We start from the raw sequence: 14,479 nt of genomic DNA on the forward strand, positions 1-14,479 counted from the left end.
CGCCGGCGGTCGCGGGGCGAGCACGGACTCACGGTCGGTGATCTCCGTGGCCGGCGCCCTCCGGCCGCGCCCCGCGGTCGTCGCGCAGCAGTGAAGCGGTGGCCAGAAGCAGATCGAGGTCCGTCGGCCCCGGGGCCTCCCGGCGGGTGGCCGGGTGCCCCTGGGGCCGTGTGCGCAGCTCGGCCCAGACGGTCTTGCCCGGGGCTGTGAGCCGGGGGCTGACGCCCCAGTCGTCCGCCAGGGCGCCGACGAGGAGCAGGCCCCGGCCGGACTCGGACAGCGAGTCGGTCGCCGGGGCACTGGCCGCAGGCCGCTTCTCGGCGCGGGTGTCGGTCACTTCGATGCGGAGGGTGTTCCCGGCCAGGGTGAGGCGGACGTGGAAGTCCCGGCCGGGGACGTGGCCGTGCCGCACGGCGTTGGCGGTGAGCTCCGCGGTGATGAGGGTGAGCGTCTCGTTGGCCGGGGTCGTGTGGGGGTGGCCCCAGTCGTGCAGGCGGTGCGAGACGAGCCGGCGGGCGAGGCGGGCACCGCGCGGCGTCGAGGTGAAGCGCATGGTGAACTCGTGTTCGGGTGCGGGGTGTTGTGGCATATGCCCGTTCGGGGGAGTTGCTGACTTCATGGGGTCGACCATTGCGGACTCTGCGTAGCGTTGAACAGGAGTGATCCGCGGACGGGTGCGGGCTGTACCCGTCGGCGGTGCGCCTGTACGTGGTGTCGGGCGTGACCGGTTTCCGGGCTGCGGGTTGGCCGGGTGGAGTCCGGTGGCTGTGGTGGTGGTACGGGAGGAGTCGTGGCGTGGACGACGGGGTTCAGCAGCCGGAGCACGAGGTCGGGACGGGCATCCTGTGCGTGTTCGGGCGGCAGTTGAAGCTGTTCCGGGAGCGGGCGGGGATGGACCGCGCCGGGCTCGGGTCGCTGACCGGGTACTCGGCCTCGACGATCGCGTCGTTCGAGCAGGGCAGACGCATCCCGCCGCCCAGGTTCATCGACCAGGTGGACGAACTGGTCGGGGCGGGAGGCGTGTTGAGCGCGGGCAAGGAGGAGGTGGCTCGCGCCCAGTACCCGGCGTTCTTCCGGGACGCGGCCAAGTTGGAGTCCGAGGCGGTCGAGCTGCACGTGTACGCCAACCAAGCGGTGCCTGGACTCCTTCAGACGGAAGAGTATGCCCGGGCTGTCTTCATGATGATGCGGCCGCCGATGGATGACGAATTGGTCGAACAGCGGGTGGGCGCAAGGCTGTCGCGGCAGGAGATCTTGTCCAGCCGTGATGCCCTGCTGGCCAGTTTTGTCATCGATGAGGCTGTCCTGAGGCGTCCCATTGGAGGACGAGGCGTGCTGCGCGGTCAGCTTGAGCACCTGCTTCTGACGGGGGAGCGGCGGAACGTCGAGATCCAGGTGATGCCGCTCGACCGTGAGGAGAACGCCGGTATGGCTGGTCCCTTCACCTTGATCGAAACGAAGGAAGGGCGCAGGATCGCGTACGCCGAGGTGCAGAACGTGAGCCGCCTGCAGACGGAGCGGGCACGGGTCCGTGTGCTGGAGGCCAAGTACGGGATCATCCGGGCTCAGGCCCTGACGCCCCGTGAATCGTTGGCGTACGTAGAGAAGTTGCTGGGAGACCCATGAATGCGCACGTACATCAGCCGCCCATAGACCAGTTGGTATGGCGCAGGAGCAGCTACAGCAGCGAGGAGGGCGGCGAATGCGTCGAGGTCGCCATCCGTCCCGGCCGGGTCCACGTCCGCGACTCGAAGGACACGACCCGTGCCGCACTGGCCGTGGAACCCACGGCCTGGGCCGCGTTCGTCGGGTTCGCGGCGCTCTGACGGGGCGGGGTCCTCGGCAGCCGTGTGGCTGCCGAGGACCCCGCACTCGCATGACGCCGCCGGGCCGGGTCGACGGGGTCCCTGCCGACCCATGGCGAAGCGGCTGAAGAAGCACCTCTCCGACGCAGGCGCCGGGGACGTCCGTACGCGTCCGTACGGCTCGTGGGCCCGCTCGCACGGCACACCGGAGGCGTCGATTCACCTGGCCCGTACGCCCCTGCGGGCCAGGTGTGCCACCCGGGGCGAGTCGCGCACGGGGTGACCCGGCCCGGAGCTGCCTGCGCAGGTGCCGGTCGGTGCTCTGATCACCGGGGGCCGGGCGCGCACGCCCAGGTGTTCGGGACTCTTGGCGGTTCGAGCGGGAGGATTTCCCGGTCGAAGAACGCGTGGAACCCCTCGGCGCGCTCGTAGAGCGCGTCGAAGCCACGGGACGTTTCCCGGATCAGTTCCCGGTCGGTGAAGCGGTTGGCGCCCGCCGCGTTCCCGTCGTCGTAAACGACTTCGTACATGACGACATCTCCGAGGATGACGACCTCGGGGGCCGGACGGTCCTTCTCGATGTCTCTGATATTCCGGGCGTCGAGTACTTTGATGCTGTCGCCCTGATCGACTCTCACGCGAAGCACGAACATCTCCCACTGCACGTACGGCGTGACGGGGAGTTCCACGATGCGAAGGCGACGGTGTGAGATCCCCAGGCGTTCCGCGTTCCGGAGTTCCTGTGCGTAGTCGTCGCGCCTCTCCTCGGCCAGGGACAGCGCTCGCGTCCAGTCGCCGGCGGCGAAGGCCTCCCAGCTGGCGAAGCCGCGTTCCTTGAAGCGCTGTCCGCGTTCGAGCTTGTTGAGGAAGCCGATGCCGCTGGTGTAGTTCCGGCCGAAGTCCCGGTGGTATGCGGGGCGGTCCATCCGCTCGGAGACGCCGTCGGGGAAGGAGTCAAACACTGGGGATATCCGGCTTCGCCGCGACGAGCATGTTCCGTGGGATGACGACGAGGCGTTCGTCCGAGCCGATCGAGACGCCGTCGGGCAGGTTCCTGCCGAGTGACCGGGTGAGATCCCGGCCGATCACGGCGATGTCGCCGTTGGTGAGTTCCCAGATGTCGGGGCAGTCGGGAGTTCCGGTTGTATCCCCGAGTTCCTGGGCTGATTTCCCTAAACGCTGTTTGAAACCGGCTTCCGGATCGGCTTCCCATGGTCTGGCCATCTTCTTCGCCCCCTCGGTCGGCTCGGATTGCGCCACTGTAGCCTGCATCAGGAGTGTTTGACCATGTGTTGCACGCGGGTGAAGGGGGTATTGGCGTGGATTGGTTGCTCCTTGTCCGGCGCCGTTCGTGAGTGCGGCGATATTGATCGGGAAGAAAATCATGTAAACGCCTGGCAGCTGGGACGTTTTTTCTGTGCTGTAGGGAAAAATGCGAATGGAGGGGTACAAGTGGACCCGGAAGTGACGTCGCTCGCACAGAGCGCGGGAACCACCTTGGTCACGTTGATGGCGGCCGACGCCTGGCACCGCACGCGGGACGGGCTCGTCCGGCTCTGGCTCCGTGTGCAACCCGAGCGGGCCGAGACCGTGGCCGCCGAGTTGGAGGTGGCTCGCGAGGACGTTCTGGCCGCCACGGCCGCCGACGACCGGGAAACCCTGGAGGAGCTGCGAGCGCAGTGGCAGGGGCTGGTGCGGCGTCTGCTCGTCGCCCGGCCCGACGCCCGAGAGGAATTACGCAGACTGCTGAACGAACTCGATCCCGGTGTCCCGGCCGCCCGGCCGACCACCCAGCACGCCACGGCGTCCGGTCAGGGCCGGGTCTACCAGGCCGGCCGGGACCAGCACATCACCGAGCGATGACGGGCGGGACGGACGGCCACGCCGAGGACCAGGGGCGTGTCTACCAGGCATCGGGCGATCAGCACATCAATGAGCACCACCACTACGGCGGTGACGGGCCGGGATCCGGTGGCCCCGACTCGGTGCGCCGCCCGGCGGTGGGCCGGCCACCCCTGGTCCTGCGCGACCGCAGCGAAGTGATGGAACGCCTGCGAGCGAGCGTCCGGGCGGAGCGCGGTGGCGAGGTCTACGTGCTCTACGGCATGGGCGGATCGGGCAAGACGGCGGTCGCGTGCACCCTCTTCCAGGAGATCGCCGACGCACCGGGCCGGGTCGCCCTGTGGGTCAACGCCGCCGACCGCGCGAGCCTGCGCGGCGGCATGCTGGCCGTGGCCGCCGACCGGGGGGCGGGCGACGGCGAACTGCTCGCCGCCCGCAACGGCCTCCGCCCCGCGGCCGATCTCGTCTGGCGGTATCTCGACCGCTCCGCCGAGCCCTGGCTGCTGGTCCTCGACAACACCGACGAGCCGGAGATCCTGCGGGACGGCAGCTGGCTGCGCACGAGCCCCCGCGGTGTCGTCCTGGTGACCACGCGGCGCGCCGCAGCCCGCTGGTGGCCGGGCGCCGAACTGCAGCACATCGGCGTACTGCCGCGTGAGGACGCGGCGCTGGTGCTGTGCGACCTCGCCCCGGCCAGTGGTACGCGCGAGCAGGCGGCACAGATCGCGGACCGGCTCGGGCGGCTCCCTCTCGCCCTCACCCTGGCCGGCGGCTTCCTCTCCCACCAGGTGCTCGACCCCTGGACGATGGACGCCTACGGGCACCACCTCGACGGAGACGAAGGGGTTCGGCTGATCGACCGGGGAGCGGACGCGCTGTCCGGACCGGACCCACGCCATCTGGTCGGCCTGACCTGGCAGCTGACGCTCGACACCTTCGAGGCACGCGGCTTGCCTGAAGCGGCCACGCTGCTCAGGCTACTGGCCCGGTTCGCCGCCGAACCCCTGCCGATCAGCCTGCTCCACCACGCCGGCATCGACGGCGTCCTTCCCCGGGCCCGTACCGAGACAGCCCTGAGAGCCCTTCTCGACCAGTCGCTGTCCGAACTGGTCGACGTCGTCGGAGCGCGCTGCGTGCAGAGCCATGGAGTGCTGCTCGACAGCGTCCGGGCAGCGACCCCGGCAGACCTGCTGCCCGTCCTCGACACCACGGCCGTACGGCTGCTCGACGCGGCAGTTCCCCTCGTGCCCGACGCCGGCCCGCACGATCCGCGGTGGCGACTGCTGGTGCCTCATGCGCTCGCCCTGGTGCGACGTACCGGCGAGCCCCCGGCCGCCGCCCACGCCCTGGCCGTCGCGACGCGCCTATCGGTCGCCCTGCACCGCACCGGGGACTACCTTTCCGCCTGGGAGACCTCCCGTACCGCGGCGGACCTCGCACAGCGACGGCTCGGCCGGGACGACCGGCTGGTCCTGGCCGCCCGTTCCAGAACCGGCCGGGCCCTGTTCCGGCTCGGCAGGTACGCCGAGGCCGAGTCGGTGCTCCGCACCGTCCGCACCGCGCAGGAAGGCCTGTTCGGGGCCGACGACCCCGACACCCTGGACACCTCCTACGGGCTCCAGCTCGTGCTGGCGAACCTCGGCAGGCGGGAGGAGTCGGTCGCGCTGCTGCGCGCCACCGTGGCCGGCCGGCAGGCGCAGTTGGGTCCGGCCCATCCGCTGACCCTGCGCGCCCGTGCCGGCCTGCTGGAGATGCTGCCCTCCGCCGAAGCGGCCGTCGAGGAAGGCGGCGCGCTGCTCTCCCTGCCTGCGGAGTGCGACCGGCTTCTCGGCCCCGACCACACCGTGACCCTGGGCGCCGGGCACAACCACGCATGGGCGCTCTACCAGCTGGGCCGGTTCGCCGAGGCCGACCGTGAGATCAGGCTGGTCGCCGACGGGTATGTGCGGCGCTTCGGTCCGGAGTACCCGATCGTGCTCGCGGCCGGGCAGCTGCTGTCCCGGACCCGGGCCGCGCTCGGCCATGTCGACGAGGCGATCGAGCTCATGGCCGACGTCGTCGCACGGCGGGAACGCGGACTGGGCCCCGAGCACCCCTTCACGGTCGCGGGCCGCCGGCTCCTGGACGAGTACCGGTCGGGCCGGTGGCGCCCGCCGCAACCGCACCCCGTCTAGAAGATCACTGAAAATCTTCGGTTCTGGCCCCGCGTGTGCTGACGCGGGGCCAGACTGTTGTGTGTGCAGGGGGAATGGGCCGGGGAGCCGGTCGGGCCGGATGTATGGGAGACCTGCCGGGAGCTGATCCCGGCGGGGAGTGTGTTCGCGTTCCTGGCCGAGCACCGCGAGCGGTTGCTGCCGCCGGAGATGTTCGCGGACATGTACCCCTCGGCCAACGGCCGGCCGTCGTTGCCGCCGCAGGTGCTGGCGGCGGCGGTGGTGCTGCAGAGCCTGTAGGGACCTCGGACGTGGAGACTGTGCTGGAGCTGCGGTGCGACCTGCGGTGGAAGGCGGCATGCGGGCTGGGCCTGTACGACACCGCGTTCGACCCCTCGCTGCTGACCTACTTCCGGCGCCGTCTGCAGCGCTCGGCGGACCCGGGGCGGATCTTCACCCGGGTCAAGGAGGTCGTGGCCGCCACCGGCATCCTGCGCGGGAAGCGGCGCCGCGCGCTGGACTCCACGGTGTTCGACGACGCGGTGGCCACCCAGGACACGGTCACCCAGCTGATCTCGGCCATCCGCCGGGTGATCCACGAGGTGCCCGGCGCCGGCCAGGTCGCCGCCACGTACTTAGCCGCGCACGACTACGCCGATGCGGGCAAGCCGAGGATCGCCTGGGACGATGAGCAGGCCCGCGCCGAGCTGGTCGACGCGCTGGTGAGCGACGCGCTCAACCTGCTGGGCCGTCTGCCTGAGCAGGAGCTGGGCGAGCGGGCGGCGAACGCGGTCGGCCTGCTGGCACTGGTCGCCGGCCAGGATGTCGAGCCCGCCGAGGACTCCGACGGCCGCGACGGCCGCTGGCGCATCACCCGCGGCACCGCCCCTGACCGGGTGGTCTCCACCGTGGACCCCGAGGCCAGACACATCCACAAGAACCGCACCCGCCACCAGGAGGGCTTCAAGGGCCACGCTGCCGTGGAGCCGGAGACCGGCCTGTTCACCGAGGTCGCCCTGGCCCCCGGCAGCGGGCCCGCCAACCACGAGGCGAGAGTCGCCGAGGACCTCCTGGCAGACGAGACCGAACCGGTCGAAGTGCTCGGCGATTCCGCCTACGGCACCGCCGGCCTGCGCGAACACCTCGAACAGGCCGGCCACGACGCGATCCTCAAACCGCCGCCGCTCCGGATGGCGGTCCCCGGCGGCTTCACCAGCGACGACTTCCACATCGACACCGAGACCAGCCAGGTCACCTGCCCGGCAGGGCACACCCTCCCGCTCGGCAAGCCCCTGAAGGGAGGGTTCCGTCAGGCCCAGTTCAAGACGCTGTGCACCGGATGCCCGCTGCGCGAACGCTGCACCACCTCCAAGACCGGCCGCGTCCTGCGGGTCCACCCCCAGCACCGGCGCCTGGCCGACGCCCGTGCCCAGGCCGCCGACCCCGTCTGGAAGGACACCTACCGCCGCTGGCGGCCACCCGTCGAACGCGGCATCGCCTGGCTGACCGCCAAAGGCAACCGCAGACTCCGCTACCTCGGCACCCTCAAGAACGACACCTGGCTCCGCAACCGAGCCGCCGCCCTCAACCTCCGCCGACTCATCAACCTCGGCCTCGAACCCGCCAACGACGGCACGTGGACCCTGACCCCGGCCACACCATGAAGCACGGAGGGCGGCCCCGCCACCGGCGGAACCACCCTCACAGCAAGATTTTCAGTGATCTTCTAGGGCGTGTTTCGAAAGTAGCGTCGTCTGCCCGAAGGGCAGGCCTGGCGGCGTCTGGTGCGTGCGATCGCAAGGCGGAGGGTCGCCCCGATACTGGATGTATCGGGGCGAGCCCGACAACGCGGCGAGCGTGCGTGCCAGACGCCGCCAGGCAGGCGGGACTTTCGAAACACGCCCTAGTCCGACCCGGTGCTGACCCCACAACACCTCGCAGCCGAACGCGAGTTCACCAGGCGCTTCACCGGTCGCAACCTGTGGCGCGAGACGCGGCGCGGCTCCGGCTGCCCGCTGGGGACTTCTCGACGTTCATATGCCCGTTCGGGGGAGTTGCTGACGTCATGGGGTCGACCGTCGCGGACTCTGCGTAGCGTTGAACAGGAGTGATCCGCGGACGGGTGCGGGCTGTACCCGTCGGCGGTGCGCCTGTACGTGGTGTCGGGCGTGACCGGTTTCCGGGCTGCGGGTTGGCCGGGTGGAGTCCGGTGGCTGTGGTGGTGGTACGGGAGGAGTCGTGGCGTGGACGACGGGGTTCAGCAGCCGGAGCACGAGGTCGGGACGGGCATCCTGGGCGTGTTCGGGCGGCAGTTGAAGCTGTTCCGGGAGCGGGCGGGGATGGACCGCGCCGGGCTCGGGTCGCTGACCGGGTACTCGGCCTCGACGATCGCGTCGTTCGAGCAGGGCAGACGCATCCCGCCGCCCAGGTTCATCGACCAGGTGGACGAACTGGTCGGGGCGGGAGGCGTGTTGAGCGCGGGCAAGGAGGAGGTGGCTCGCGCCCAGTACCCGGCGTTCTTCCGGGACGCGGCACGGTTGGAGACCAAGGCGGCGGCCCTGCATGTGTATGCGACCAAGGCCGTACCGGGGCTCTTGCAGACGGAAGAGTACGCGTGGGCGGTGTTCTCCATGTGGCGTCCGCTGCTGGACGAGGAGACCATCAATCAGCGGGTCGCGGCTCGCCTTGCACGCCAGGAGATCTTCGCCCGGCCCTTGTTGCCCACCGTCAGCTTTGTCGCCGAGGAGTTCGTTCTGCGACGTCCCCTGGGTGGATGGACGGTGATGCAGGGCCAGTTGGAGCAGATGCTGTTGCACGGGCACCGGCGCAACGTGGAAGTCCAGGTGATGCCGATCGAGCGGGACGAGCATGCTGGGTTGGAAGGCCCTTTCACCTTGATCGAGACGCACGAAGGACAGAGGATCGCCTACGTGGAGGCGTACAAGGACAGCCGCCTCTACACGGAGCGGAGGCAGGTACGGGAGATCGAGGAGCAGTACGGCATCCTTCGGGCCCAGGCCCTCACTCCGCGTGAGTCGCTGACCCTCATCGAGAAGTTGCTTGGAGAGAGATGAACGCCCGACAGCTCATACATCCGGTACCTGAATCGGCCTGGTTCAAGAGCAGTTACAGCACGGGCTCGGGCGGCGAATGCGTCGAGGTCGCCCCCCGCCCCGGCCGGGTCCACGTCCGCGACTCGAAGGACACGAATCGTGCCGCACTGGCCGTGACACCGACGGCCTGGACCGCGTTCGTCGAGTTCGCGGCACTCTGACGACGGGGCCCTGGGCGGGCGGGTGCTCGCCGAGGACGTCAGGTGTGTTGCCGGCGCGTCCTCCATGAGGGGACCGCCCCCGCGCGCGGAGTGCGACCGCCGGCAGAGTGTCGTACTCCGCGCACCACCTGCCCGGCGGCTCGCTGACTGCGTGCCCGCTCGCGAGGCGCTGTGCCCCAGGCGCATGCTCGTACCCTCGTCAACGCGCGTTCAGGGTCCGGCGGACCGAGTGGATGACGTTGTGGGCCTCGGCCCCGTGCACCGCCGACCGGCTGAGGGCCCTCCGGGCCGTCTGGTGCAAGGCGATGCTGTCGGCGTCGTCCAGCGGCGGCTCCGCATGCCGGTCCTCGGCGCTGGCGAGCGTCGTCAGGAGTTGGCCGGCCGCCGGCATCCCTGTCCCGGCCGTTGAGCCGGGGCCCGCTTCGACCGGTCACAGGCCGGCGACGTCGCGGGTCTTCCTGAGCGCGGAGTCGAGTACGTCCACCACGCCGTCGAGCCGCTTCGCCCGCGCCGCGCGGTCCGCCGGCACCAGCCGCTCAGCGGCCTGCACGGCGTAGGCGTCCGGGTCGCCGAAGGCGTCCCGCGGGTGCTCTCCCGTGTCCGCGCAGTGCCCCGTGACCTCCTTGACCGCCCAGAGCACGACTGCCCGGTCCACCCCCGGCTGCATGGCCAGCCGTACCTGGAAACGCGCCATCCACTTCTCGCGGTCCCTCTCCCCCGTCGCGTCCGTCGTCCGGCCCTTCCTCGTCATGTGCTCTCCCGGTGATCGGCAGTCGTCCGTCATGGAGTTGGACGCAGGGGCGTCGAAGTAGGTTGCGCAGGCGCGAATCTGACGAGGCTTCGCGAGCATGCGGGGGCGGCGGAACACGTCCACTGCCGAGGCGGTCGTGCGGGCGGAGCCGCGGACCGTCGCGAACGACCTGGGCTGCACCGGAGACCCGCTGTTCGTCGACATCGACGGTGCCGGCGACGAGGACCTCCTCGCGGAAGGGAAGGCTCAATTAGGTCACGGTGGACGGTTCGCTGTCGGACAGCCGGAGTTTCAGCCATACGTGAGGAGGCCGGCCCCGCGATGGGGGGCCGGGCTCCGGTGACGGTGGGTCCGGACGTCCGCAGCTTCCGGGGCCAGTGGCAGTGGCCGCCGGGGGAGCAGGGCGAGCGCTGAGCGCGTCCTTCTCCCCCGGAGGCCAGTCGGTCGCGGAGCCGTCGCTCTCGATGGCTCGCGCGGTGCGCATGACGGGGCCGTTTTTCCTGCGGCCGATCTCAGGGGTGTGGTGGAGGAGCCGACCGGCGATGTGCCTGGTGCAGAAGCCGGCGTGGTCGCGGGTGGCGAGGATGAGAGCGGGACACGCGGGCGGTGCCCGGAGACGACCGCCGGTTCCGGGCGCCGGCGGCCTCCTCGGAAGTCCCGGGGGCGCGCGCTGGGCGTATCGCGGGAGCTTGTGCTTCCTTTTCGTCCTATTCGGGCATGTGCGCGTGTAAGTGGTGTTCTGGGCATATGCGTGGGGCAGGGTGGCGGTCGTGGACGAGGTCCCGGTCGTCGGGGCTTTGCCGGACATGAAGGAGCAGAATGCGAGGCTTGAAGGTTCTCGGGGCGGGTGCGCTGGCGGTGGCACTGGTGTCGGGCGTGGGCTGGGCGGCGCAGGCGTCCGGCAGTCAGCCGGCCCCGCAGAGCGGGCAGGTGTCCCGGGCCGCGGCGGTCGACGGATACCAGCTGGTGAAGCTGCCGAACGCGAACGTTCCGAACTTCCAGCGGCGGACGGTGTACTGCCCGGCGGGCAAGGTCGCCATCGGCGGGGGCGCGGAGGCGCAGGGCAACGACGCCATGCTGGTCGGGTCGTTCCCGACGGACGACGGGCGGGGCTGGATCGGCCTGGGACGTCAGAACGCCTACAGCAGCGTGGGCATCTCGGTGTACGCGATCTGCGCGAACGCCTGATCCTCCGCTCACCGCTGCGCCCCGCTCTGCTCCGGGAGCGGGGCGCGGCGCCGCCCGGCGGCCGCCGGCCGTTCCGGCTGGGCCCGCAGCGCGGGCCACTCGGGCGGGTGCGGACCGCCCGGCCCGGGTACCGCGCGCCGTCGGGGCGTCGCGGCAGGGGCCCGAGCACTGCCGGGAACCCGAGCACCGCCGGGAGCATGCCGCCGACGGCCGGGAGGCGCGGCCGCACCGCGTGTGCGGCCCGTGACACACGCGTCGACGGCGCCCGTACCCGGACGGTGCCGGGCCGAAGGCAGCGTGCACCGCTCGTGAGGCCGCGCCCGGCGGCGTCCGGCCGGGGAAGCGGGGCGGGCACTACGCTGCCCCCATGGACGAGACCACTGCGCTGCAGCCCATGCCCGAGGACTGGACGCGCGCCCTCGCGGTCGTCGCGCACCCCGACGACCTGGAGTACGGCTGCGCGGCCGCGGTCGCGGGATGGACGGCGCAGGGCCGCGAGGTCGGCTATGTGCTCGCGACCCGCGGTGAGGCGGGCATCGACACCCTCGACCCGGCCGAGTGCGCTCCGCTGCGGGAAAGGGAGCAGCGGGCGAGTGCGGCCGTGGTCGGCGTGCGCAGTGTGGAGTTCCTCGACCACCGGGACGGCGTGATCGAGTACACCCCTGCCCTGCGCCGTGACATCGCGGCCGCCGTGCGCCGCCACCGGCCCGAGCTGGTGATCACCCTCAACCACCGGGACACCTGGGGCGGCGTCGCCTGGAACACGCCCGACCATGTGGCCGTCGGCCGGGCCGTGCTGGACGCCGCCGCCGACGCGGGCAACCGCTGGATCTTCCCCGAGCTCCGCGCCGAGGGCCTGGAGCCCTGGGACGGCGTGCGCTGGGTGGCGGTGGCCGGCTCCTCCCGGCCCACCCACGCGGTGGAGGCCGGACCGGGCATGGACCAGGCGGTGCGCTCGCTGCTGGAACACCGCACCTACATCGAGGCGCTGACCGACCGGGACCCGGAGACCTACGTACGCGAGTTCCTCACCGGCAGCGCCGAACGGAACGCCGGCCGCTTCGGCGGACGCCCCGCGGTGGCCTTCGAGGTGTTCCCCCGGGGGTGAGCAGGGCCGTCCGGCGGCTCAGGAGCGGGTGCGGATCCCGGTGGGGGCGCCGCCCGGGGCGGGAGCGGTCCTGCGGCGCAGGTGCAGCCGCAGCCCCTCCGGCATCAGGGTCAGCCGCTCGGTGACCCGGAGCCGGTAGCCGGGGTCGGGCAGCAGTTCGTAGCGGCGCAGCAGCAGGCCGAGCACCAGGGTGGCCTCGTGCAGGGCGAACTGCCGGCCGATGCAGGCCCGCGCACCGGTGCCGAACGGCTTGAAGGCGTGCGGCGGCCGGGACCGTACGGCGGCCGCGTCGAAGCGGTCCGGGTCGAACCGCTCGGGGTCCGGGCCCCACACCTGCGGGTCGCGGTGCAGGGACGCGGTCAGGACCAGTGCCCACGCGCCGCGCCGCATCGGGTGGGTCCCGGCGAGCACGGTGTCCTGGCGGGCCTCGCGGGCGAATGCGGGTGCGGTCGGCCACAGCCGGAGCGACTCGTCGAGCACCCGCCGTACGTAGCGCAGCCTGGCCACCTGCTCGTAGCCCGGGGTGTCCGCGTCCCCCCAGACGCGGTCCGCCTCGGCGCGGGCCCGGGCGGCGATCTCGGGGTGCAGGGCCAGGTAGTGCAGGGCGAAGGAGAGCGCGCCCGAGGTGGTCTCGTGGCCGGCGACGAGAAAGGTGATGACCTGCCGGCGGACGTTCTGTGCCGACAGCCGCTCACCGGTCCGGGGGTGCGTGGTGCGCAGCATCAGGTCCAGCAGGTCACCGCCGCCGCCCGCCGCGCCGCCCGCCCCGCCGCCCGCCGCGCCGCCCGCCGCGCCGCCCGCCCTGCCGCCCGCCCCGCCGTGCGCGCGCCGTGCCTCGACGAGGCCGTCCACCGTGCGGTCGAGGAAGGCGATGTCGGCGCGGTTGCGGCGCGCCGCGCGCCGCAGCAGCAGCGCCGTGGGCACGGTGTTGAGGCGCTGGGCGTGGCTCAGGGTGCCCACCATGGCGGTGACGAAGGGGTGCGGGCGGCTGCGTTCGAAGGAGCCGAAGTCATGGCCGAAGCCGGTCCGGGCGATCGTCTCCAGAGTCAGCTTCGTCATGTCCCCGGGCACGTCGACGGAGTGGCCGGCGGCCGCCGCGGCGTCCCAGTGACCGGTCAGCCGCGCGGCCACGTCCAGCATCATCGGGTGATAGCCCGCCATCGCCTCGCGGCTGAACCCGGGCGCCAGCACGTCGTGCGCCAGCTGCCAGTTGGGCTCGTGGTTGTACGCCGTGAACAGCCCGTCCCCGGCGACCGGCCGCAGATTGGCCACGCCGAGCCCGACGTGCTTGGCGAACCGCGTCTCGTCGGCCAGGTCGGCGACGAGGTCCGCGCCCGACACGAAGACGAACTCCCGGCCGAAGATCCGCCGCCGGAAGATCGGGCCCAGCTCGCGGGCGTGGCGCAGCGAGTCCTGGATCGGGCTGGAGCGGCTCGCCCCCAGCACGTCGCCCAGCAGGGGCAGACGGCGCGGCGGGTGGGGGATGCGGTGCAGCTCGGGCCAGCCCTCGGCCGCACTGCGGAAGCCCTTCGGCGGCCCGGCTTCCGCGGCCGGGGTCGCGGCGGCGACCGTGGCCGCCGCTGCGGCCGACGCCGCCGCCCTTCCGGTACCCGCTGTCTCCGCCATGGCGTGATCCCCCTTGGTGCACCGCCGGACCGACCGGTGTTGTACGTGGGTTCAACAACCGTCCCAGTCTCGGCCCGCTGCTGAATCCACGTCAAGTACCATGCGCGCATGGCCTCGGACCACGGGGGGCGTACGCGCCGCCGGCTCAGCACGGAGGAGCGCCGCGCGCAGCTCCTGTCGGTCGGGGCGCGGCTGTTCTCGGAAAGTCCCTACGACGAGGTGTGGATCGAGCAGGTCGCCGAGATCGCCGGGGTCTCCCGCGGTCTGCTGTACCACTACTTCCCGACCAAGCGGGACTTCTTCGCGGCGGTCGTCGAGCGGGAGAGCGAGCACATGCTGCGGATGACCGCGGCCGTGCCGGGCGTCCCGGTGCGCGAGCAGCTCACCGCGGGCCTCGACGCGTTCCTCGCGTACGTGGAGTCCCACGCCCATGGCTACCGGGCGTTCCACCGCGCCGACGCGGCCGGCGACGAGGTCGTGCAACGCGTCTACCGGCGCGCGCTCGACGCCCATGAGCGGCAGATCCTCGCCGCTCTGGCCGCCGACCCCGAGTTCGGGCCGGCCTTCGCCGGCAGGCCCGAACTGACCCTCGCCGTCCGCGGCTGGCTCGCCTTCACCACCGCGGTCTGCCTGGAGTGGCTGCGCGGCCCCGGCCCGAGCCGGGAGCAGGTGCGGGACCTGTGCGCGCGGGCGCTGCTGGGAGCGGTGCCGCCGCCGGACCGCCGCTGAGCG

At 71.9% G+C, this 14,479-nt stretch carries 15 protein-coding genes and 1 pseudogene; 10 read left to right on the top strand and 6 right to left on the bottom strand.

Annotation, left to right across the window (positions count from 1 at the left end; translation table 11 throughout):
- Positions 1 to 28 precede the first annotated feature (28 nt).
- Positions 29 to 589 (bottom strand): ATP-binding protein, encoded by a 561-nt coding sequence (locus AC5K6T_RS12935; protein ID WP_493208597.1) that lies wholly within the window; start codon positions 587 to 589, stop codon positions 29 to 31.
- A gap of 206 nt (positions 590 to 795) precedes the next feature.
- Between AC5K6T_RS12935 and AC5K6T_RS12940 the strand changes: the two genes are divergently transcribed.
- Complete coding sequence (locus AC5K6T_RS12940) at positions 796 to 1,626, top strand: helix-turn-helix domain-containing protein (protein WP_493208598.1); 831 nt, start codon at positions 796 to 798, stop codon at positions 1,624 to 1,626.
- Positions 1,623 to 1,826 (top strand): DUF397 domain-containing protein, encoded by a 204-nt coding sequence (locus AC5K6T_RS12945; protein ID WP_493208600.1) that lies wholly within the window; start codon positions 1,623 to 1,625, stop codon positions 1,824 to 1,826. Before AC5K6T_RS12940 ends, AC5K6T_RS12945 begins: the two co-directional genes overlap by 4 nt.
- Positions 1,827 to 2,131: 305 nt before the next feature.
- Here the strand turns inward: AC5K6T_RS12945 and AC5K6T_RS12950 are convergent, their stop codons facing one another.
- A complete protein-coding gene (locus tag AC5K6T_RS12950; RefSeq protein WP_493208602.1) occupies positions 2,132 to 2,767 on the bottom strand; it encodes a DUF6879 family protein in 636 nt (211 codons plus the stop codon).
- Complete coding sequence (locus AC5K6T_RS12955; RefSeq protein ID WP_493209335.1) at positions 2,760 to 3,029, bottom strand: hypothetical protein; 270 nt, start codon at positions 3,027 to 3,029, stop codon at positions 2,760 to 2,762. Before AC5K6T_RS12955 ends, AC5K6T_RS12950 begins: the two co-directional genes overlap by 8 nt.
- A 228-nt stretch (positions 3,030 to 3,257) precedes the next feature.
- Here AC5K6T_RS12955 and AC5K6T_RS12960 point away from each other — a divergent pair, with 228 nt between their 5' ends.
- From AC5K6T_RS12960 to AC5K6T_RS12980, 5 genes and pseudogenes are all read left to right on the top strand, one after another.
- Entirely contained in the window at positions 3,258 to 3,668 is a 411-nt protein-coding gene (locus AC5K6T_RS12960) for a hypothetical protein (protein WP_493208604.1), read from the top strand.
- The gene (locus AC5K6T_RS12965; RefSeq protein WP_493208605.1) at positions 3,665 to 5,821 is read left to right on the top strand and encodes a tetratricopeptide repeat protein; all 2,157 of its coding nucleotides are present in this window, start codon (positions 3,665 to 3,667) and stop codon (positions 5,819 to 5,821) included. Before AC5K6T_RS12960 ends, AC5K6T_RS12965 begins: the two co-directional genes overlap by 4 nt.
- Before the next feature lie 63 nt (positions 5,822 to 5,884).
- Positions 5,885 to 7,464, top strand: a pseudogene (locus tag AC5K6T_RS12970) (IS1182 family transposase).
- A 579-nt stretch (positions 7,465 to 8,043) separates the two neighbouring features.
- The gene (locus tag AC5K6T_RS12975; RefSeq protein ID WP_493208606.1) at positions 8,044 to 8,874 is read left to right on the top strand and encodes a helix-turn-helix domain-containing protein; all 831 of its coding nucleotides are present in this window, start codon (positions 8,044 to 8,046) and stop codon (positions 8,872 to 8,874) included.
- Positions 8,871 to 9,074, top strand: a complete 204-nt coding sequence (locus AC5K6T_RS12980) for a DUF397 domain-containing protein (RefSeq protein WP_493208607.1) — start codon at positions 8,871 to 8,873, stop codon at positions 9,072 to 9,074. Before AC5K6T_RS12975 ends, AC5K6T_RS12980 begins: the two co-directional genes overlap by 4 nt.
- A gap of 199 nt (positions 9,075 to 9,273) precedes the next feature.
- On the opposite strand, the gene AC5K6T_RS12985 is transcribed toward AC5K6T_RS12980, so the two are convergent.
- Together AC5K6T_RS12985 and AC5K6T_RS12990 are read right to left on the bottom strand one after the other, a co-directional pair.
- The gene (locus AC5K6T_RS12985) at positions 9,274 to 9,465 is read right to left on the bottom strand and encodes a hypothetical protein (protein WP_493208609.1); all 192 of its coding nucleotides are present in this window, start codon (positions 9,463 to 9,465) and stop codon (positions 9,274 to 9,276) included.
- Between the two features lie 39 nt (positions 9,466 to 9,504).
- Positions 9,505 to 9,825 carry a hypothetical protein gene (locus AC5K6T_RS12990; RefSeq protein ID WP_493208610.1) on the bottom strand — a complete coding sequence of 107 codons (321 nt, stop codon included), beginning with the start codon at positions 9,823 to 9,825 and terminating at the stop codon, positions 9,505 to 9,507.
- An 819-nt stretch (positions 9,826 to 10,644) separates the two neighbouring features.
- On the opposite strand from AC5K6T_RS12990, the gene AC5K6T_RS12995 reads away from it, so the two are divergent.
- Both AC5K6T_RS12995 and AC5K6T_RS13000 read left to right on the top strand, forming a co-directional pair.
- Positions 10,645 to 11,013, top strand: coding sequence for a hypothetical protein (locus tag AC5K6T_RS12995; protein WP_493208612.1), 369 nt, complete (start codon positions 10,645 to 10,647; stop codon positions 11,011 to 11,013).
- A 367-nt stretch (positions 11,014 to 11,380) separates the two neighbouring features.
- Positions 11,381 to 12,121 (top strand): PIG-L deacetylase family protein, encoded by a 741-nt coding sequence (locus AC5K6T_RS13000; RefSeq protein ID WP_493208614.1) that lies wholly within the window; start codon positions 11,381 to 11,383, stop codon positions 12,119 to 12,121.
- A gap of 18 nt (positions 12,122 to 12,139) precedes the next feature.
- Here the strand turns inward: AC5K6T_RS13000 and AC5K6T_RS13005 are convergent, their stop codons facing one another.
- Positions 12,140 to 13,747, bottom strand: coding sequence for a cytochrome P450 (locus tag AC5K6T_RS13005; RefSeq protein WP_493208615.1), 1,608 nt, complete (start codon positions 13,745 to 13,747; stop codon positions 12,140 to 12,142).
- A 108-nt stretch (positions 13,748 to 13,855) separates the two neighbouring features.
- Here AC5K6T_RS13005 and AC5K6T_RS13010 point away from each other — a divergent pair, with 108 nt between their 5' ends.
- Entirely contained in the window at positions 13,856 to 14,476 is a 621-nt protein-coding gene (locus tag AC5K6T_RS13010) for a TetR/AcrR family transcriptional regulator (RefSeq protein ID WP_493208617.1), read from the top strand.
- Positions 14,477 to 14,479: the final 3 nt, after the last annotated feature.

Source organism: Streptomyces sp. B8-7, from assembly GCF_058833805.1.

Coding starts and splice junctions, on each gene's coding strand:
- AC5K6T_RS12935 (WP_493208597.1), bottom strand. CDS start 589: ATGCCACAACACCCCGCACCCGAACACGAGTTCACCATGCGCTTCACC.
- AC5K6T_RS12985 (WP_493208609.1), bottom strand. CDS start 9,465: ATGCCGGCGGCCGGCCAACTCCTGACGACGCTCGCCAGCGCCGAGGAC.
- AC5K6T_RS12980 (WP_493208607.1), top strand. CDS start 8,871: ATGAACGCCCGACAGCTCATACATCCGGTACCTGAATCGGCCTGGTTC.
- AC5K6T_RS13005 (WP_493208615.1), bottom strand. CDS start 13,747: ATGGCGGAGACAGCGGGTACCGGAAGGGCGGCGGCGTCGGCCGCAGCG.
- AC5K6T_RS12965 (WP_493208605.1), top strand. CDS start 3,665: ATGACGGGCGGGACGGACGGCCACGCCGAGGACCAGGGGCGTGTCTAC.
- AC5K6T_RS12995 (WP_493208612.1), top strand. CDS start 10,645: ATGCGAGGCTTGAAGGTTCTCGGGGCGGGTGCGCTGGCGGTGGCACTG.
- AC5K6T_RS12990 (WP_493208610.1), bottom strand. CDS start 9,825: ATGACGAGGAAGGGCCGGACGACGGACGCGACGGGGGAGAGGGACCGC.
- AC5K6T_RS13000 (WP_493208614.1), top strand. CDS start 11,381: ATGGACGAGACCACTGCGCTGCAGCCCATGCCCGAGGACTGGACGCGC.
- AC5K6T_RS13010 (WP_493208617.1), top strand. CDS start 13,856: ATGGCCTCGGACCACGGGGGGCGTACGCGCCGCCGGCTCAGCACGGAG.
- AC5K6T_RS12955 (WP_493209335.1), bottom strand. CDS start 3,029: ATGGCCAGACCATGGGAAGCCGATCCGGAAGCCGGTTTCAAACAGCGT.
- AC5K6T_RS12945 (WP_493208600.1), top strand. CDS start 1,623: ATGAATGCGCACGTACATCAGCCGCCCATAGACCAGTTGGTATGGCGC.